This is a genomic window from Actinoplanes nipponensis, assembly GCF_016862275.1.
In the GTDB taxonomy this organism is placed as follows: Bacteria; Actinomycetota; Actinomycetes; order Mycobacteriales; family Micromonosporaceae; genus Actinoplanes; species Actinoplanes nipponensis.
Window position 1 is genome coordinate 25,045 of record NZ_BOMQ01000016.1, and the last position, 16,088, is coordinate 41,132.

22 protein-coding genes are annotated in these 16,088 nt (G+C 74.3%); 12 read left to right on the forward strand and 10 right to left on the reverse strand.

Annotation, left to right across the window (positions count from 1 at the left end; all coding sequences use genetic code 11):
* Window position 1: 1 nt before the first annotated feature.
* The 7 genes from biuH to Ani05nite_RS06010 form a co-directional block, all read right to left on the reverse strand.
* Complete coding sequence (biuH, locus tag Ani05nite_RS05980) at window positions 2-694, reverse strand: biuret amidohydrolase (RefSeq protein ID WP_203765844.1); 693 nt, start codon at window positions 692-694, stop codon at window positions 2-4.
* Window positions 691-2,358: an allophanate hydrolase gene (locus Ani05nite_RS05985; RefSeq protein ID WP_307836692.1), complete on the reverse strand. Its 1,668-nt coding sequence runs from the start codon at window positions 2,356-2,358 to the stop codon at window positions 691-693. Before Ani05nite_RS05985 ends, biuH begins: the two co-directional genes overlap by 4 nt.
* A gap of 2 nt (window positions 2,359-2,360) precedes the next feature.
* Entirely contained in the window at window positions 2,361-2,996 is a 636-nt protein-coding gene (locus Ani05nite_RS05990; RefSeq protein WP_203765848.1) for a GntR family transcriptional regulator, read from the reverse strand.
* 52 nt (window positions 2,997-3,048) lie between these two features.
* Window positions 3,049-4,008 (reverse strand): ABC transporter substrate-binding protein, encoded by a 960-nt coding sequence (locus Ani05nite_RS05995; protein WP_203765850.1) that lies wholly within the window; start codon window positions 4,006-4,008, stop codon window positions 3,049-3,051.
* A gap of 125 nt (window positions 4,009-4,133) precedes the next feature.
* Complete coding sequence (locus tag Ani05nite_RS06000; protein WP_239129369.1) at window positions 4,134-4,943, reverse strand: esterase family protein; 810 nt, start codon at window positions 4,941-4,943, stop codon at window positions 4,134-4,136.
* An 11-nt stretch (window positions 4,944-4,954) separates the two neighbouring features.
* The gene (locus Ani05nite_RS06005) at window positions 4,955-5,461 is read right to left on the reverse strand and encodes a hypothetical protein (RefSeq protein ID WP_203765852.1); all 507 of its coding nucleotides are present in this window, start codon (window positions 5,459-5,461) and stop codon (window positions 4,955-4,957) included.
* Window positions 5,462-5,486: 25 nt separating this feature from the next.
* Window positions 5,487-6,107 (reverse strand): dihydrofolate reductase family protein, encoded by a 621-nt coding sequence (locus tag Ani05nite_RS06010; protein WP_203765853.1) that lies wholly within the window; start codon window positions 6,105-6,107, stop codon window positions 5,487-5,489.
* A 16-nt stretch (window positions 6,108-6,123) separates the two neighbouring features.
* Between Ani05nite_RS06010 and Ani05nite_RS06015 the strand changes: the two genes are divergently transcribed.
* Both Ani05nite_RS06015 and Ani05nite_RS06020 read left to right on the forward strand, forming a co-directional pair.
* A complete protein-coding gene (locus Ani05nite_RS06015; RefSeq protein WP_203765854.1) occupies window positions 6,124-6,462 on the forward strand; it encodes an ArsR/SmtB family transcription factor in 339 nt (112 codons plus the stop codon).
* Window positions 6,459-6,932, forward strand: a complete 474-nt coding sequence (locus Ani05nite_RS06020) for an SRPBCC family protein (protein ID WP_203765855.1) — start codon at window positions 6,459-6,461, stop codon at window positions 6,930-6,932. Before Ani05nite_RS06015 ends, Ani05nite_RS06020 begins: the two co-directional genes overlap by 4 nt.
* Before the next feature lie 3 nt (window positions 6,933-6,935).
* Here Ani05nite_RS06020 and Ani05nite_RS06025 read toward each other — a convergent pair whose 3' ends face one another.
* Window positions 6,936-7,607 carry a VOC family protein gene (locus Ani05nite_RS06025; RefSeq protein WP_203765856.1) on the reverse strand — a complete coding sequence of 224 codons (672 nt, stop codon included), beginning with the start codon at window positions 7,605-7,607 and terminating at the stop codon, window positions 6,936-6,938.
* A gap of 274 nt (window positions 7,608-7,881) precedes the next feature.
* On the opposite strand from Ani05nite_RS06025, the gene Ani05nite_RS06030 reads away from it, so the two are divergent.
* Window positions 7,882-8,505 carry a hypothetical protein gene (locus tag Ani05nite_RS06030; protein ID WP_203765857.1) on the forward strand — a complete coding sequence of 208 codons (624 nt, stop codon included), beginning with the start codon at window positions 7,882-7,884 and terminating at the stop codon, window positions 8,503-8,505.
* Window positions 8,506-8,511: 6 nt separating this feature from the next.
* On the opposite strand, the gene Ani05nite_RS06035 is transcribed toward Ani05nite_RS06030, so the two are convergent.
* Window positions 8,512-9,291, reverse strand: a complete 780-nt coding sequence (locus Ani05nite_RS06035) for an SGNH/GDSL hydrolase family protein (protein WP_203765858.1) — start codon at window positions 9,289-9,291, stop codon at window positions 8,512-8,514.
* 463 nt (window positions 9,292-9,754) lie between these two features.
* On the opposite strand from Ani05nite_RS06035, the gene Ani05nite_RS06040 reads away from it, so the two are divergent.
* The 9 genes from Ani05nite_RS06040 to Ani05nite_RS06080 all read left to right on the forward strand — a co-directional run bounded on the left by Ani05nite_RS06040 (window position 9,755) and on the right by Ani05nite_RS06080 (window position 14,803).
* Window positions 9,755-10,312 (forward strand): hypothetical protein, encoded by a 558-nt coding sequence (locus Ani05nite_RS06040; protein WP_203765860.1) that lies wholly within the window; start codon window positions 9,755-9,757, stop codon window positions 10,310-10,312.
* 629 nt (window positions 10,313-10,941) lie between these two features.
* The gene (locus Ani05nite_RS06045) at window positions 10,942-11,502 is read left to right on the forward strand and encodes a hypothetical protein (protein ID WP_239129371.1); all 561 of its coding nucleotides are present in this window, start codon (window positions 10,942-10,944) and stop codon (window positions 11,500-11,502) included.
* 199 nt (window positions 11,503-11,701) lie between these two features.
* Window positions 11,702-12,004, forward strand: coding sequence for a hypothetical protein (locus Ani05nite_RS06050; RefSeq protein WP_203765862.1), 303 nt, complete (start codon window positions 11,702-11,704; stop codon window positions 12,002-12,004).
* Between the two features lie 48 nt (window positions 12,005-12,052).
* Window positions 12,053-12,385 (forward strand): hypothetical protein, encoded by a 333-nt coding sequence (locus Ani05nite_RS06055; protein WP_203765864.1) that lies wholly within the window; start codon window positions 12,053-12,055, stop codon window positions 12,383-12,385.
* A 186-nt stretch (window positions 12,386-12,571) separates the two neighbouring features.
* Entirely contained in the window at window positions 12,572-12,994 is a 423-nt protein-coding gene (locus Ani05nite_RS06060) for a hypothetical protein (RefSeq protein ID WP_203765867.1), read from the forward strand.
* A gap of 10 nt (window positions 12,995-13,004) precedes the next feature.
* Window positions 13,005-13,328 (forward strand): hypothetical protein, encoded by a 324-nt coding sequence (locus Ani05nite_RS06065; RefSeq protein WP_203765869.1) that lies wholly within the window; start codon window positions 13,005-13,007, stop codon window positions 13,326-13,328.
* The gene (locus Ani05nite_RS06070) at window positions 13,325-13,852 is read left to right on the forward strand and encodes a PadR family transcriptional regulator (protein ID WP_203765871.1); all 528 of its coding nucleotides are present in this window, start codon (window positions 13,325-13,327) and stop codon (window positions 13,850-13,852) included. The genes Ani05nite_RS06065 and Ani05nite_RS06070 overlap by 4 nt, the downstream gene beginning before the upstream one ends.
* 211 nt (window positions 13,853-14,063) lie before the next feature.
* Complete coding sequence (locus Ani05nite_RS06075; protein WP_203765873.1) at window positions 14,064-14,615, forward strand: response regulator; 552 nt, start codon at window positions 14,064-14,066, stop codon at window positions 14,613-14,615.
* Between the two features lie 47 nt (window positions 14,616-14,662).
* The gene (locus Ani05nite_RS06080) at window positions 14,663-14,803 is read left to right on the forward strand and encodes a hypothetical protein (RefSeq protein ID WP_203765875.1); all 141 of its coding nucleotides are present in this window, start codon (window positions 14,663-14,665) and stop codon (window positions 14,801-14,803) included.
* Between the two features lie 3 nt (window positions 14,804-14,806).
* Here the strand turns inward: Ani05nite_RS06080 and Ani05nite_RS06085 are convergent, their stop codons facing one another.
* Window positions 14,807-16,084 (reverse strand): DUF1501 domain-containing protein, encoded by a 1,278-nt coding sequence (locus Ani05nite_RS06085; RefSeq protein WP_239129374.1) that lies wholly within the window; start codon window positions 16,082-16,084, stop codon window positions 14,807-14,809.
* Window positions 16,085-16,088: the final 4 nt, after the last annotated feature.

The window sequence follows — 16,088 nt, forward strand, 5'->3', positions numbered from 1 at the left end:
CTCAGCCCTCCGTCGCGGCGATGAGGTCGTCCGCGGTGGCCACGCAGCCGAAGACGCCGCCCTGCATGGTGACCATGTGCAGCGCCGCCGCGTGGTTGCCGGGGTCCGTGGCGCCGGTGCAGTCGGAGAGGATCAGGCATTCGTAGCCGCGGTCGTTGGCCTCCCGCATGGTCGTGTGCACGCAGACGTCGGTGGTGATCCCGGTCAGGATCAGGTGCGAGATGCCCCGGGTCCGCAGCACCAGGTCGAGGTTGGTGGCGTAGAAGGCGCCCTTGCCGGGCTTGTCGACGACGACCTCACCGGCGACCGGGGCCACCTCGGGCACGATCTGCCAGCCCGGCTCGCCCTTGATCAGGATCCGGCCGGCCGGTCCCGGCCCGCCGATCTCCGCGCCGATCTGCGCCGACCGCCAGCGCTTGTTGGCGGGCAGGTCGGACAGGTCGGGGTCGTGGCCCTCGCGGGTGTGCACGACGAGCATGCCCAGCTCGCGGGCGTGCGCCAGCAGCCGCGCGGTGGCCGGCAGCCCGGCCCGGGTCAGCGCGATGTCGTACCCCATCGCCTCGACGTAGCCGCCGGGGCCGCAGAAGTCGGTCTGCCAGTCGATGCAGAGCAGCGCGGTGCGCTCGACCGGCACCGAGCCGTCGTAGGGCCAGAGATAGGGGGAGGCCTTGACCGGTCCGATGATCGCCGTCATGTGTCCTGCCTTTCCGATGCGCAACGGTGGGCCCGCCAGCCGCCGCCGGCGGTGATGTCCTGGGCTGCGCCGACCGCGTAGGCCTCGCAGAGGAAGCCGGTCGCCTCGGTCCCGTCGGCCAGCGCGATCCGGCCGAGCGACAGGGGAGCGGCGATGCCGGCCAGCAGGCCGCCGACCGCCGCGGCGGGCAGCTGCCAGAGTTCGACGTCGATCGGGCCGCCGGTGTCGTCCCGGACCAGGCCCGGTACGCCGGAAGGCAGGCGGTAGAGCCGGTAGCAGGGTGCGGTGGTGGCCGCGCCGAGCAGGGTCGCGCCCCGCTCGGTCAGCTCGTGGTTGCGCGGTTCGCCGCTCAGGTGCAGCCCGACCACGGCGACCGTCATCAGCTCGGGGCCGGCGGCCAGGGCGATCAGCGTCTCCTCGCTGAAGGCGGGCCCGAACAGGGTCAGGCTCGCCGGGCGGCCGTCGGCGGTGAGGCCGTTCGGGACGGTGATCGCGGCCAGGTCGAGCAGGTTCGCGAACTGGGTGTAGCGGCCCAGCTCGAGGTTCCGGCCGATCGGGTCGGCGGCGATCTCGTCCCGCGTGTAGGTGGTGCCGATGGTCGGCAGCACCAGCACGTCGACGGTGTCCCAGAGCCGGTCCGTCCAGGCCCGCAACTCCCGCAGCCGGTGCAGCCCGCGCCAGGCGTCGACCGCGCTGAACTGCCGCCCGGTCTCCAGCACCCGGCGGGTCACCGGGAGCACGGAGTCGGGATGCCCGGCCAGGAAAGCGTCGAGGTCGGCCAGCCGCTCGGCCACCCACGGCCCGCGGTAGAGCAGGTCGCCCGCTTCCAGCAGGGGAGCGATGTCGATCTCGCGCGGGCGGCCCGGGAAGCGGCCCAGCCCGGCCGCGAAGGCCTTCTCCTGCCCGGCGTCGCCGAAGAAGTCCAGGGACCGGGCGGTGGCCAGGCGCAGGCCGGCCGGGCCGGCGGCCGGCCTCGATCCGGTACGCCCCCAGGGGTCCCCGTCCGCGGGTCCCCGGGCGGCCCGCAGCACCGCGGCGGCCCGCTCGACGGTCGGGGCGAAGATCGACACGCAGTCCAGCGACCGGCAGGCCGGCACCACGCCGAGCGTGCTGAGCAGACCCCGGGTCGGCTTGAGGCCGACGATGCCGTTGAGCGCCGCGGGCACCCGGCCGGAGCCGGCGGTGTCGGTGCCGAGCGCGAAGTCGACGAGCCCGGCCGCCACCGCGACGGCCGAGCCGGAGCTCGACCCGCCGGAGATCAGGCCCCCGCCGAAGACGCTCTCGGGGGTGCCGTACGGCGACCGCGTGCCGGTCAGCCCGGTGGCGAACTGGTCCAGGTTGGTCTTGCCGACCAGCAGGGCCCCGGCGTCGAGCAGCCGCTGCACGACCGGGGCGGTGGTGGCGGGCCGGTAGGCGAAGTCGGGGCAGGCGGCCGTGGTGGGCAGCCCGGCGACGTCGATGTTGTCCTTGACCGCGAAGGTCAGGCCGGACAGGGGCAGGCCGGCCGGGACGGCGGCGGCCCGGGCCGCCAGGTCCGCCTCGGCGACGGTGCTGATCCAGACACCGTCGTCGCCGCGGGCCCGGATGCGCCGGAAGACATCCTTCATTCTGTCGATTGTCGACAGTTTCGTTTCGGCCGAATCCCTGTCCGGTAACGGGCAGATTTCTAGCTCAGGTAGGTGCGGGCGCCGTGGGCGCCCAGCGCCGCCATGATCGCCGCCGGGTCGCCCCGGCGCACGGCGGCCAGCAACCGTTCGTGCCGGTGCACGCCGTCCGAGGGCTCCGCGATCTCGGCCTCCCGGCGCAGGTTGACCGCCATGTAGAGCTGGAGGCGGACGAGCACCGACTCGTACAGGACGCCGAGCTGGCGGTTGCCCCCGAGGGTGACCACCTCGACGTGGAAGCGGCGGTGCGCGTCGGCGACGGCGAGGCGGTCCCCGGCCCCGGTCGCCTTGCGCATCGACTCGAGGGCGCTCTCCAGGCCGGAGAGGTCCGCGCCGGGCCGGATGCCAGCCACCGCGTGCCGCTCCAGGACGTCGCGGACCTCGTACAGCTCGCGGACGTCGTCGTCGGACAGGGTGGCGACCCGGACGCCGCGCCGCGGGATGTGCTCCACCAGGCCCCGCTGGGCCAGCAGCCGCAGCGCCTCCCGCAGCGGCGCCCGGCTGATGCCGAGCCGGCGGGTCAGCTGCTCCTCGACGAGGCGCTCGCCGGGATCGGTGCGGCCGCTGAGGATCTCCCGGCTGAGCCGATCGAGGGCGAGGTCGACGAGGCTGTGACTCTCCAGCTCCCCGTTGCCCACCCGTCGAGTGTGCCAGTACCGCACCGGCCCGGGCGCGCCGCCCGCCGCCGGGTCAGGGCAGCAGGTCGTCCAGCACGGGCGGCTTGGCGAAGATGCCGTCCGCCCGGCCCAGCGTGGCCAGCCGCTCCAGCGAGGCCCGGTTGATGTCGTTGGGCCAGCTGGGCAGGATCATCGCGGTCCGGACCACGTCGTTGATCTTCGTGTACGTGCCCACGGTCGCCCGGACCTCCTCCGGGTGGCCGGAGGCGTACCGCAGCGACTCGTTGATCGCCTCGGTGAAGTGCTTCACCAGCTCCGGGTCCTTCTCGATCATCGCGGTGCCGGTGAAGTACAGGGCCACGGTCAGGTCCGGCGCCGTGTCGACGAGGTTGGACGCGATGACCTGGCCGCCCTGGGTCAGCACCTCGGAGAGCTGCGGCTCGACCACCCAGGCGGCGTCGAGCTTCTGGTCCTGGAGCGCGGACGGCATCTCCGGGAACGGCATCGCCTGGAACTGGATGGTCGCCGGGTCGCCCTTGGCCAGCCGCACCGACTGCCGCACGGTGGTGTCGCCCAGGTTCTTCAGGGTGTTGACGCCGACCCGCTTGCCGGCCAGATCCTTGGCCGACCGGATCGGGCTGCCGTCGGCCACCACGATCGCCGAGAAGTCGCGCCCCGGGCGCCCGGTGGAGGCGACGCCGTTGGCCACCGCCTTGAGCGGGGCCCCGTCAGTCTTGGCCGCCATCAGCGAGGTCGCGTTGCTGAAGCCGAACTGGTACTTGCCGGCCAGCACGCCCTTGACGATCGGGGCGCCACCCTGCTCGGGCACCAGCGTCAGATCGATGCCCCGGCTGCTGAAGAAGCCCTTCTGCTTGCCCAGGTAGATCGGCGCCACGTCGACGATCGGGATCACGCCGACGCTGATCTTGGTGCCGACGCCGGCCTGGTCGTCGTTCCCATCGTCGTCCGAGCTGCAGGCCGCCGCGGCGAGCAGGGTCGCCGTGAGGGCGACAGCGGCGAGGATCCGGCGCATCTTGACTCTCCTGTGGTGTGCGGACGCGAATGGGCCCGGGAGACCGTACCTCGCCCCGCCCCCGCGCGGGTCGGCCGGAACGGTCAAAGGTCAACACCGACCCGGCCGATGGCCGGAACCGGCGGTCAGCAGAACCGGGAGAGATGGTGGGCGAACTGCGCGCGCCAGGACGGCCAGTCGTGCGGCACGTCGGGACCCCACAGGTCGAGCTCGTGCCGCAGCCCCCGCGCGCCGAGCAGCTGCGCCATCCGGCGGGTCGAGGCCAGCGCGCCGGTGGTGTCCTCCCACTGGCCCTGACCGCAGACCAGCAGGGCCGAGACCCGCGAGCGCAGCCACTCCAGGTGTTCGCCGTGCAGGTTGGCCACGTAGTCCACCGGGCTGTTGAAGTAGACGGCGTCGCCCCGCTCGCCCCAGCTGCGCCAGGCGGCCGGCTCGTAGTTGCCGGAGAAGCACAGGGCCAGCGGGAACAGGTCGGCCCGCTTCAGCGCGAAGTTCAGGGCGTGGAACGCGCCCATCGAGCACCCGGCGGTGGCGATCTCGGCGGCCTCCCCGGAGTCGGCCCGCACGTGCGGCACCACGGCGTCGACGATCCACGACTCGTACGAGGCGTGCCGGCGGGCCCGCTCCTCCAGCGGCAGGTAGTCGGCCGACCAGGTGGCCGCGTCGAACGAGTCGGCGCAGTACAGCTTCACCCGACCGGCCTCGATCAGGTCCTCGACCGCGGCGACCATCCCGTGCTCGGCGAACTCCCAGGCCTGCCCCAGCTCGGTCGGGAAGACCAGGACGGGCCGGCCGTAGTGGCCGTAGACGGCGACCGTGCCGGAGGCGTTGCTCGTCGGGGAGTCGAGTTTCACGGAGTAGTGGCGCACCGCGTCGATGTTCCCGGCCCGGGGCGTGGCCACACCCCCGGGTGCCCCGCTCGTGTCGGCTGTCACGGCCGCGGTGCTCAGCCTAGGGTGATCACCTTCGGCGCGACCGGCGCCTCGGCCGCCCGTACCCGCCGGCTCCGGACGATGATCAGCAGGGCCAGCCCGGCCAGGGCCAGGTTGCCGACGACCGTCACCGCGAACAGCGCCCACGCCGCGGTGGTGAGCTCGACGACGGGCCAGCCGGCGGCGAGCACGAGCGGCGCGAGGTAGGCCAGCGCGTCGAGGATGAAGAGCGCGGCGAGCAGGCGTACGGGCAGCCGGTAGCGGGCCGGCTCGGTCTGCAGCCCCAGCCCGCCCAGCACGGCGGCCAGCACGGCCAGCACGGTGACCGTGGCCTGGACGAACAGCGTCTCGCGGCGGTCGCTCCACCCGCCGGCGAGGGTGTCCATCACGCCCAGCAGCGGCCCGACGGTGAGCCCGCTGAGCACCCAGGTCGTCCCGCGCAGCAGCACCCCGGCCACCGCGCCGGCGTAGAGCATCGCGGCGGTACCGGGCTCGGAGCCGTCACGTTGACCACTGTCCATGCGGGCAAGCTAACAACCGCTGTCATCATCGGTCGGTCGTGCGGTAGCTGCCCGTCGCCGGGGGCCCCGCCGGTTCGTAGACGTGGATCGCGAGCCCGGCGGGCGTCGACTCGTGACGCCGCAGCCGCAGGCCGGCCGGCGTGCTGCCGGCCGGGAACATCCGGCGGCCCGCGCCCACCACCACCGGGGCGATGACCAGCCGCAGCTCGTCGACCAGGCCCGCGGCCAGCATCGACTGGGCCAGCCGGACGCTGCCGTGGATCTGCAGCTCCCGGCCGGGCCGGCGCTTGAGCTCGGCCACCGCGGCCGCCACGTCGCCGGCCAGCACGGTGGTGGGCGCCCAACCGCCGGCGCGCAGGGTGCGGGAGGCGACGTACTTGGGCCGGCCGTTGAGCTGCCGGGCCACCTCGTCGCCCGGGTCGGTCGCCTGCGGCCAGTCCCGGGCGAACGCCTCGTACGTCCGCCGGCCCAGCAGGAAGCCGTCGGCCTCATTGGTCCAGCCGGTGACCAGCCGCAGGAACGTGTCGTCCACGTACGGCGCGAACCAGCCGCCCCGGGTGAACCCGTCGCTGGTGTCCTCGTCGGGCGCCCCGGGACCCTGCGTCACGCCGTCCAGGGACATGAACTGCTGCGAGATGAGCCTCATGGTAATGTACTACCACATGGTTGTAGATGAGCTGGACGACGTGTTCCACGCCCTCGCCGACGGGACGCGGCGCGACATCGTGGTGCGGACCCTGCAGAACGAGTACTCCGTGTCGGCGCTGTCCCGGCTCTACCCGATGACCTTCGCGGCCGTGCAGAAGCACGTCGCCGTGCTGGAACGGGCCGCGCTGGTCACCAAGCGCCGCAGCGGGCGCGAGCAGCTCGTCACCGGCAACGTCGCCACCGTGCGCCGGGCCGCGCGGCTGCTCGACCAGCTCGAGCTGATCTGGCGGGCCCGGATGGACCGCTTCGGCGAGATCCTGGCCGAGGACCCGCGCCCGGGAGACCCCGCATGACCGTCACCGGCGTCCACAAGGATCCGCGGGCCCGCACGATGACCCTCACCGCGGAGTTCGCCGCCACCGCCGCGGGCGTCTGGCAGCTCTGGGCCGACCCGCGCCGGCTCGAACGCTGGTGGGGGCCGCCGACGCACCCCGCCACCGTGGTGGAGCACGACCTGCGGCCCGGCGGCGCCGTCTCCTACTTCGTGACCGGCCCGGACGGCGCCCGGTCGCCCGGCTGGTGGCGGGTGCTGGCCGTGTCCCCGCCGTACGGGCTGGAGTTCGAGCTGGGTGATCCGGGCATCCCGCCCCTGCTGGTGCGCGTGCGCATCGAGGAGCACCCGGGCCGCGCCCGCATGGTCGTGGTGACGACGTTCCCCTCCGCCGACGCGATGGACCAGCTCATCGTGATGGGTTTCGAGCAGGGGCTGACCGCCGCGGTCGGCCAGATCGACGAGGTGCTGGGCGCCGGGCCCGGCCGCTGACGGTCAGGCCTCCGGGCGGCCGCGGCGGGTGCGCAGCCACGGCCCCAGACCGAGCCCGTCCTCGGTGGCGATGAACGCGCTGCGGGCGTTGATCAGGGCCTCGTCGGTGTGGCCCAGGCAGCCCCACACGGTGTCGCCCCACGAGTCGGCCAGCTTGACCTCGGCCGGCTCATCGCACGTGCTGCCGTCGGCGTGGCCGACCTGGCAGCCGGCCGGCGCGCCGCCGCGCCGCCCGATGGCCTCGGCGGCCTCGCGCAGCAGGGAACTGCGGGCCGCCTCGCCGGAGTGCTCCCGGTGGTGCTCCGGGGTGCCGGTGCGCTGGCCGAAGACCACCACGTTGCCGTCCGGGTCCCGCGTGCGGGCCTCCCCGCCGGGCGCGTGGGCGGGGTAGCCGGCCGGCTCCACGGCGTGCCCGGCGGCCTCGAAGCGCTCCCGGACCGCGGCCAGGTCGTCGACGTACAGGTAGATGAGCAGCGGCAGCTCGGCCTGGATCAGCGGCGGCTGCACGCAGGCCAGCAGCAGGGTGTGGCCGGCGCTCTGCAGATACGACCAGAGCCCGCCGTCCTGCTCGCCGCTCTGCCGTTCGTTGTAGCCGAACATCGCGTAAAAGTCCCGCGCCTGGTCGATGTTCCGCACGTAACAGACCGGGACCGCCGCCGACACCACACCGTTCATACCGGGCAAGATACCCAGAGCGGGATCGCCCGGCGCGGCGGAGCCCGACACGATCGGCGTCGGCCCCGCGGACCGACCGCGGTTCGTCCCCCGGTGGGGGCTTCGCCCGGGTTACCGGGCATCGATCCGCGACGCCCGGCCGGGTCACGGTCCCGCTCGGCGAGGCGACCCGGGCCCACCCGGCGGGCACCACTGCCGGGCGGCGCCGTAACGATCCGCTCCGTCCGCCGCCGCGATCCGCGCTCGGTTCGCGGCGGTTGGGTATAACCGGGCCATGGACGTTGAGGAACTCGCGCGGTTGGTCGGTACGGTGCCCGGCACCGAGGTCTCGATCGAGTCCGGCTCGCTGGTCGCGCGGGTGCCGGCGATCGGGGACACGGTGCGGCTGGCGGCGGCGGACGTGCTCGGCCACGACCCGGTCGAGGCGCCCACCGGCCAACCGGCCGTGGAGCTCAGCGTCCGGCGCGGGCACGAGCAGCTGCCGCTGATCATCACCGTGGACGACGTCGTCTTCATGCCCGCGTACGCCGCCGACATGGTCGAGGACACGGAGTTCGCCGTCCCGGCGACACCCGGGCTGGTGGCGTACTCGGAGATGCACCGCGACGTACGGGCGCTCGGCCGGGCCGTCGACGACCCGGAGCTGGAGCTGGACCCGGAGCTGCTCGGCGCCACCCTGCTGGTGCACCGGTGCTTCCTCGCCGGGGCGGTCCGCGTCGGGCTGTGGCCGGTACGGGTCGCGGCCTGGTGGGAGTACACCTGGGCCCGGGTCGGCGCGGGCCTGCCGGTCGGCCCGTTCCGGGCGGACCCGCGCTGGGACCGGCTGATGGCCGACGTGACCGAGGCCCGCCGCCGGACGGCCGCGGCACAGGACGCCGGGGCCCCCGTCCGGCCCTGACCGCGGTCAGGGCAGCGGCGATCCGGCCGGTGGCGCGATGAGCTCCCAGTGGGGGTACTTCGGGTCGCGGTTGTCACCCGACGAACGCCCGCGCACCCGGCGCTGGATCCACGGCAGGACGTGCTCCCGGTAGTACCGGGCGTTCTCCACCAGCCGGCGCCGGCCCGCGGCCCCGCTCGCGGCCGGCTCGGGCGGCCCCGCGAAGCCCAGCGCGTGCAGGACCAGGCCGGCGACCCGCCGGTGGCCGGCGCTGTTGAGGTGCAGCCGGTCCGACGACCAGTACCGGTGGTCGCGGATCTCCTCGTCGCCGAAGGCGTTCACGAAGGTGATGTCGTGCCGGGCGCAGAGCTCGGCGGTCGCCGCGGTGAGGTAGTCGCCGCGGCGGCGGATGGTGCGCCCGAACGGGAGCTGCGCGGTCGGGTCGGCGCCGCTGAGCACCACCGGGCGCACGCCGGCCTCGAGGCACCGCCGGACCGCCTGCTCGATCTGCGCGACCAACTCGGCCAGGTCCACGCCCGGGCGCATCATGTCGTTGCCGCCACCGTTGAAGGTGAGCAGGTCGGCGGCCGGGCGCAGGGCGAGCGCGGCGTCGAGCTGGGTGGTGACGATGGGCCGCAGCAGCCGGCCGCGGATGGCCAGGTTCGCGTACTCCAGGGTCTCGCCGCGCGGGGCCAGGCCGGCGCTCAGGCCGGCGGCGACGAGGTCCGTCCAGCCCCGCACGGTGCCGTCGGGCAGCTCGTCGCCCATGCCCTCGCTGAAGCTGTCCCCGATCGCCACGTACCGCATGACACCCGCCCTCGCGCTCGTCCCCCGAAAAGGCTAGTCCGGCCCGGCCGCGGCGAGATCATCGGCCACCGCGGCTCCCCCGATCGGCCTATCGCAACAAATGGCGGGGCCGCGCCGGAAAAGCGGGCCGGCGGGGTGGATCATGCCGAATGGCCATTGTTGATTTGCCGCCGGCCGATCGGCCTGATATCTCGCGCTCGAGGGGCAGGTCGCCGCGAACGGTTCCGGGGCGCGCGCCCCGGCGGTTCCCCGGTTACCGGCCGGTGCTCATTCCTACGAGGTAGTCCGAGTAGGGCGATCTGCTGGATCCACGCATCGCAAGCGTGGCCCTTCATCTGATCATCCGCATATTCCGCGATTCGGTTTCCCTGGTGACGGTCTCGACCCGGACGAAACGGGCGGCGCGCCGGTCGCCCCGGTGCTCGCGCCGGCGGTTTTCCCCAGCGGAAAGGAAGTCCTCGGCATGCCCAAGAACACCCGGAGCCCGCTGTCCGGCGGCGCTCGCCGGCCGGCGTCCGGCCGCAGGATGTTCTGGCTCTCCGCGGCCACCACCGTCACGGTGCTGGGCGGCGGTTACGCCGCCGGCGCCGCGTGGGCGCCGGCGGCGGACGCCGGGAGCATGGTGCTGAACACCGTCTTCCTGCCGACCGGCCACCGGCCGGTCGCGGTCGCCGGCGACGCCGGCGTCACCGTCGCGTGGCGGGCCAGCGAGGGCGCCGAGGACCTGCCGGCCCTGACGTACGTCGTCATGCGGCACGGCGACGGCGGCGCCACCGAGGCGTGCGTGGTCACCACCACGACGTGCCCCGACCTCGGCGTTCCCGCCGGCACCTGGCGGTACACCGTGCGCCCGGATCTGGGCCGGTGGCAGGGGCGCGACGGTCCACCCGGGATCCCGGTGACCGTGCCGGCCCCCGCCGTGCAGGTCATCGGTGAGCGGCCGGGGCTCCTCGAGCGCGCACCGGCCGGGCGGTCCGCCGGTGACCCGCGGTCCGGGGATCGCGTACCCGGCGCCGGCTGACCCGCCGTCGCCGGCCGGTACGGGAGCTCGTGCACGACGACAAAGATCCGCCCGATGAGCCTGTCGTCACGAACCCCGACAGGGAACGGCTCGCGGACCGCCGTCATGGAGGCGGAGCCACGGCCGGCCGGTCCTCGGTGGCCAGAACCACCGAGGGCCGGCGCCGACCAGGCGAGCGGCGCCAGGTCGCCCAGACCACCGTCCGGCGCTTCCCTCACCGCCCCCCGGAGGGGAGCGCCGGACGGTCCGGGGTCCGTCGTCACGCGGGCGGCGGACGGGGGTTCCCGTCATCCCGCTCAGTGGCGGGAACCCCGCCGGTTTCCGCCGGCGCGATGCGCGCGACGGCTACGTCCTTCGGGCTCAGCCGAAAAGCTCACAGCGTCACCGTTTCTCCCTCGTAAGCCCGAGCGGTCATCTGAGTACAACAGTGCCTGCGGTCCGGGAATGTGGTTTTCGTAGCCGGCTGGCCCGCTGCCGGCGCCGGGCGCCCGATCCCGCGCCACCGCACCGGCCCGAGGATCCGGAGGCGCGCCCCGTGTTGGCAGGAGGACCAGACAGATGCGGACATCAGACACACAGGTCAGGGCCGTCGCCGGACCGCCGCCCGGCCGTCCGTCCCGGGCGTCGTGATGGAGACGCTGGGCTGGTCGGACTGCGTCGGCATCGCACCCGCCCGGCGGGTGGGCCGGGTACGGCGCTCGCCCCGTCTCGACCGCCGGGGCCGCCTCGTCCTGGCCGTGGCCGCCACCGTCGCGGTGCTGGTCAACTCGGGTGCCGCCTGGGCGTACTGGCGGCTCGACGCGGCAGCCGCGGCGCCCGCGCCGGGCGGCCCGGTCGAACTGACGCTGCAGGCCAGGTCGGACGACGGTGCGGCGTTGTCGCCGGGTGCCGCCGTCGGCCTGACCGTGACCGTGACCAACCGGTACGCCTTCCCGGTGCGGGTGGTCGCGGTCCGTGCCGGGTCCGGCGCGGTGACCGCCGACCCGGCGCATCACGATGCCGGTTGCCGCGGCACGGGACTGGCCGTCGCCGCGGATTCCCGGCCGGTGTCGTGGGAGGTGCCGCGGAACACCATCGGCGTCTTCATCATGCCGGGCGCCCTGCGGATGACCGGCGCCGCCGACCCCGCCTGCCGGGGCGCGGTGTTCACCGTCCCGGTGCGGGCGACCGGCGTCGGCGCGTCGTCGTGAGGCCGTCGGCGGCGGTCCGCGGCGGGTTTCGCGAGGGGCCGGCGAGACCGTTTCGTGATAGCGATCCGCGCCGGTGAAGAAACGCCGGTCCGACCGGTTCTGATTGCCACCGGAAATGGTGGAACAAATGGACTCGGGGCCGGGCCGACGGGGCCGGAGGCTGGTGTACTTATCGTGATAGAGGAAATATTATCTCACCATGACGGAAATCGGATCTCCCACTGTCCAGATCGCGCTCGCGGTGATCTTGGTGATCGTGACCGCGTACGCGGCGGGACGGGTGCACCAGTGGTACCGCCACGCCTTCGAGCGGGACGTGGCCTACCGCGAGGGCTACAACCAGGCCTCCCGGACCCTGTTTCCGCTGGCCGTGCGCGGTATGCCGGGCAAGACCGGCCCGGGCGCCGCGCCCGCTGACCTCCCCGCCGACACCGCCCCGATCCGGGCGGTCGTCCCCTTCCATCCACTCGGCCAGCACCACCCGGTCGCCGACCGGCACTAGCGTGCCGCGGCGCCGGGGCGTGCCGACCTCCAGAAAGGCAGATCTTGCATGGTCGCCCCCGGTAACGCTCTGATCCAGGTGGTCTTCGCGATCGCCTTCATCGTCGCCAGCGGTTACGCGCTGGGCCGCATCCACCAGTGGTATCGCGACGGCACGGAGCGTGACGAGGCCTACCGCTCCGGCTACGACCGGGCGTCGGACTCCATGTTCGGCATGGCGCTGCGCCGACAGGCCGAGGAGGCCGCCGCCGCGCCGCCGTTGCTGACCGGCCCGCCGCCGGCGGCCGAAGGGCCGTACGGCCGGCCGGTCGTCGGGCACGCCCGCCGCCGTATCGTCGCCACGCGGCTCAGCTGCGCCGCGCCCGGTGGCGCCGCGCACTGAGGCGCCACCCGCACCCGCACCCGGCACCCTTGATCTCGGCCGGTGTCACCGCTGTCTCACGCCTCTTTGTCCCATCGGTCGTCCTCCCCGATGCATGCGGCAGAGGCGAAGCGGCTCCCGCCGCTCCCGTGGGGCCGGCCGGTCGATCGCCGCGGCGTCCCGCCGCGCCGACGGCGGGCACCCACGATGCAGCATCGCCCCACCTCCTCACCGGCGGCGCCGGTCGTCGCTGTGCGCGGTGGCCGGGGTCATCCCGCCCGGACGTCGCGCCGCGGTCCCGACCGGCGCCCGGCGATCACCGGCGACCGCCGTTCCTGCCCGCTCGCCTCGACGAACCCGTTGGTGATCATGGATAACTGGGATCCGGCCGGCCTGACGGTCGTCCTCGCCGTACTGATCGCGGCGCTGGCCGCCTATGTCACCGGCTGCGTCCACCAGTGGTCCCGCCAGGGGCTCGAGCGCCGGGCCGCCTTCTGCCGGGGTTACGACCATGCCGCGGGCGCCCTGATCACAGTGGCCGGCCCGCGCCGGGGAGGTGATCACCAGCCGAACCGCACCGCCGCGTCCCCCCACAGCCCCATCGCGACCCACCTACCCAAAGACAGGTGACGGCACCGCCATGACCGCGCCAGCAGACCAGCTTCTCCAACTGATCTTCTCCCTGTTCCTCGTCGTGCCCAGCAGCTACGCCGTCGGGCGCGTCCACCAGTGGTACACCCACAGCCTCCGGCAGGATCTCGCGTTCCGCGCGGGGTACGACCACGCCTCGTACTCGATGTTCGACCTGGCGGTGCGGCACCGCACCGCCGCGGCTCCGCGCGCCGCCGAACGCCCGCGCGCGGTCGACCGCCCGCGTACCGCCGACCATCCGCGCACCCGCACGATCCCGCGCTCGGAACCCGCCGGCCGCCGGGGCCGCCGTCGCGATCGGCTTCCGCGATGATGGTCAGGGCCACGCGCGACGGCGCATCCGGCCGGCGGACGCCCGGGCAGCCGCCCGCCGGGCCGGCCGGAACGACGGACAGTCCGTTCACCGTGGCCATGGTCCGCTGCCGGCATCCGCAGGGCTGCCCGGCCGAGCAGCTCGTGTCCTGCGAGAGCACCGGCATCGCGGGCCGGCTCCGCGCGATCGGCTGGAGCCAGCACCGCGAACACGGCTGGGTCTGTCCGCAGCACGGTGACCGCGCGAGCGCCGACGAGAAACAGGCGCCCAGGCTGATCGTCACCCACCGGACCCGGCGGCTGATCCAGGCCATCCGGGACGGGCACGACTTCGGCATGGCGATCATGCGGGAGACCGGGCTGTCGGAGTCCACGGTGTACGCGACACTGCGACGCCTGCGCGCGGCCGGCTGGACGGTGTGCGAACTGGAGCCGGCGGATGTCGCCGTCCGCCGGCAGCGCCCGCAGCGCAAGATCTACCGCCTCACCGAGAGCCTGCTCGACGAGCTCGGCTGGCCGCACTGAGCGGTCCGGCCGGGGCCCGGCCGCCGCGGCCGTGATCATCCGTACGGTGTCCACCGATCGGCTCTGATCGGCCGGGGCCGTCCGCGGATGTCGTGTCGTCGCCCCGTCCGGCGCCGCGGACCAGCACAGTGTCTGTGGCGCCGGACGGGTCCCGACGCCGCGGGGACCGGTGTCCCGGCACGAACCGCGGCCCTCCCAGGAAGGTTCACTCATGACCGTCTTGCTCATCGCCGAGGACGACGACGACATCCGGGCGGTCCTCGAGCGCATCTTCCGGCGGACCGGGTTCTCCGTGCTGGTCGCGGCGGACGGCCGGCAGGCCCTGCGGATGGCCGTCGAGGCCCGGCCCGAGCTGATCCTGACCGATCTCGACATGCCCGGACTCACCGGCCTGGAGCTCTGCCGGGCGGTCCGGGCCGAGCCGGCGCTCAACGAGGTTCCGGTGGCGCTGATCAGCGGCTCGCTGACCCCGGGCGACCCGCGGGCCGTCGAGGCCCAGGCCTGCGCGGTGGTGCTGAAGCCGTTCACCGGCCCGCTGCTGGTCACCGAGATCGAGAGTCTGGTCCGCGCGGGGCGGCATCCGCACCCGGACATCGGGTCGCGCTGCCCGCTCGCCGCGGCCCGGGTGACGGCGGCGCCGCGGCCGGGGCCGGTCCGGCCCGCGGGGGAGGGCGACGAGCAGATCACTACGACTTTCGTCGCAGCCGCGGGCCGGTCGAACCCCGCTCAGTGGCGATGTGGCGGGGCGGCCCGGCGGGGATAGTCGGGTCATCGCGGCGCTCGGCGCCGCCGGGGCGAGGGGAGACCACGATGGCGGACAACGGTGTGGCGCGACGCGGGACCGGCGCGCGGACGACGATGCTGATCCTCAGCGATCCGGCGGTGCTGCGGATCGGCCTGTCCGCCGCCGGCATCGCCGCGCTGCTGCTGGCCGTCGCCGCCCGCCTCTGAGGCTCACCGCGACCGCACCACGCCCGACGTCGTGCTCCTGACCTTCGGGAAGACCGACCGGGTGTCGGCCAGCCCGCAGCGCTTGTGCAGGATCTCGCCGATGACCGCGCGGTAGTCGGTGGTGACGGCCAGGTCGCCGTCGACCAGGTGGCGCTCGTCGAGGCCGGGCCAGCGCCCGTGCACCCGGCCGCCCACCACGCCGCCGCCCAGCAGCAGCATCGCGTTGCCGTAGCCGTGGTCGAGGCCGTTGGAGCCGTTCTGGCGTACCCGCCGGCCGAACTCGCTGACCGTCACCAGGGTGACCCGCTTCATCGCCGTGCCGCCGAGGTCGGTCGCGAACGCGGCCAGGGCGGCGGCCAGCTGGGCCAGTTTGTCGTGCATCCGCTTGCCGGGCACGGCCGCGCCGAGGTTCTCGTGGATGTCCCAGTCGCCGGAGTCGACGCAGGCGGTCATCAGCCCGGCCCGGCCCTTGATCAGCCGGGCGACATCCTGGAGCGCGCGGCCCAGCGTGTCGTCGGGGTAGACCGCGCCGTTGGCCGGCTGGTACGCGTCGACCGCCAGGGCCTTCGCGGTGGCCAGCGAGCCCATCACCTGACCGGCCGGCCGGCTCAGCACGTCCGGCGCCCCGGCGTAGAGGCTGGCCAGGGTGGCCGCCATGGGCTGACCGGGCTGGTCGCCGTCCAGCGCGAATTCCTTGATCGACTTCATGCCGAGGGCGGGCGCCGGCCCGGCCAGCATCCGGGCCGGCATCATGCTGCCCATCGAGACGCCGTGGAACGGGCTGCCCGCGCCGAGGCCGCCGAGCATCCGGTCCAGCCAGCCCGTACGGACCGAGGTGCCGGGCGCGGCCCGTTCCAGCTCCTCCATCGCGGAGAAGTGCGAGCGGTTCGGCCGGCTCTGGCCGACGGCGTGCACCGCGCCGAACGTGCCGGCCTGCCAGAACGGCAGCAGCGGGGCCAGGGCCGGGTGCAGGCCGAAGCGGGCGTCCCCGCCGAGCAGCCGGGACCGGGGCACGGCGATGTCCGGCCGGGCCGCGTAGTACGCCGGGTCGCCGGCGGGCACGATGGCCGACATCCCGTCGAAGCCGCCGCGCAGCGACAGCAGCACCAGCGTGTCACCGGTGTACCGGCCGGCCGCGAAGGCCAGCTGGGTGGAGATCTGATCGCCGGCCAGGGCGGCGAACGCCCCGGTGGCGCCGGCCGCGAGGGCCCGGCCCAGGGCGCCGCGCCGGGTCATGGCGGTGCGCCGGTCGTCCGCGCAGCCACAGCTCTGCTCGATCATGGTC

Excerpts from the sequence above, each read along its gene's own strand:
- Ani05nite_RS06005 (WP_203765852.1), bottom strand. The coding sequence starts at position 5,461 with ATGGACAGTGGTCAACGTGACGGCTCCGAGCCCGGTACCGCCGCGATG.
- Ani05nite_RS06080 (WP_203765875.1), top strand. The coding sequence starts at position 14,663 with ATGGCGGACAACGGTGTGGCGCGACGCGGGACCGGCGCGCGGACGACG.
- Ani05nite_RS06075 (WP_203765873.1), top strand. The coding sequence starts at position 14,064 with ATGACCGTCTTGCTCATCGCCGAGGACGACGACGACATCCGGGCGGTC.
- Ani05nite_RS06085 (WP_239129374.1), bottom strand. The coding sequence starts at position 16,084 with ATGATCGAGCAGAGCTGTGGCTGCGCGGACGACCGGCGCACCGCCATG.
- Ani05nite_RS06070 (WP_203765871.1), top strand. The coding sequence starts at position 13,325 with ATGATGGTCAGGGCCACGCGCGACGGCGCATCCGGCCGGCGGACGCCC.
- Ani05nite_RS06055 (WP_203765864.1), top strand. The coding sequence starts at position 12,053 with ATGGTCGCCCCCGGTAACGCTCTGATCCAGGTGGTCTTCGCGATCGCC.
- Ani05nite_RS06015 (WP_203765854.1), top strand. The coding sequence starts at position 6,124 with ATGGTTGTAGATGAGCTGGACGACGTGTTCCACGCCCTCGCCGACGGG.
- Ani05nite_RS06010 (WP_203765853.1), bottom strand. The coding sequence starts at position 6,107 with ATGAGGCTCATCTCGCAGCAGTTCATGTCCCTGGACGGCGTGACGCAG.
- Ani05nite_RS06050 (WP_203765862.1), top strand. The coding sequence starts at position 11,702 with ATGACGGAAATCGGATCTCCCACTGTCCAGATCGCGCTCGCGGTGATC.
- biuH (WP_203765844.1), bottom strand. The coding sequence starts at position 694 with ATGACGGCGATCATCGGACCGGTCAAGGCCTCCCCCTATCTCTGGCCC.
- Ani05nite_RS05995 (WP_203765850.1), bottom strand. The coding sequence starts at position 4,008 with ATGCGCCGGATCCTCGCCGCTGTCGCCCTCACGGCGACCCTGCTCGCC.
- Ani05nite_RS06040 (WP_203765860.1), top strand. The coding sequence starts at position 9,755 with ATGCCCAAGAACACCCGGAGCCCGCTGTCCGGCGGCGCTCGCCGGCCG.
- Ani05nite_RS06045 (WP_239129371.1), top strand. The coding sequence starts at position 10,942 with ATGGAGACGCTGGGCTGGTCGGACTGCGTCGGCATCGCACCCGCCCGG.
- Ani05nite_RS06035 (WP_203765858.1), bottom strand. The coding sequence starts at position 9,291 with ATGCGGTACGTGGCGATCGGGGACAGCTTCAGCGAGGGCATGGGCGAC.
- Ani05nite_RS06065 (WP_203765869.1), top strand. The coding sequence starts at position 13,005 with ATGACCGCGCCAGCAGACCAGCTTCTCCAACTGATCTTCTCCCTGTTC.
- Ani05nite_RS06060 (WP_203765867.1), top strand. The coding sequence starts at position 12,572 with ATGCAGCATCGCCCCACCTCCTCACCGGCGGCGCCGGTCGTCGCTGTG.
- Ani05nite_RS06030 (WP_203765857.1), top strand. The coding sequence starts at position 7,882 with ATGGACGTTGAGGAACTCGCGCGGTTGGTCGGTACGGTGCCCGGCACC.
- Ani05nite_RS06025 (WP_203765856.1), bottom strand. The coding sequence starts at position 7,607 with ATGAACGGTGTGGTGTCGGCGGCGGTCCCGGTCTGTTACGTGCGGAAC.
- Ani05nite_RS06020 (WP_203765855.1), top strand. The coding sequence starts at position 6,459 with ATGACCGTCACCGGCGTCCACAAGGATCCGCGGGCCCGCACGATGACC.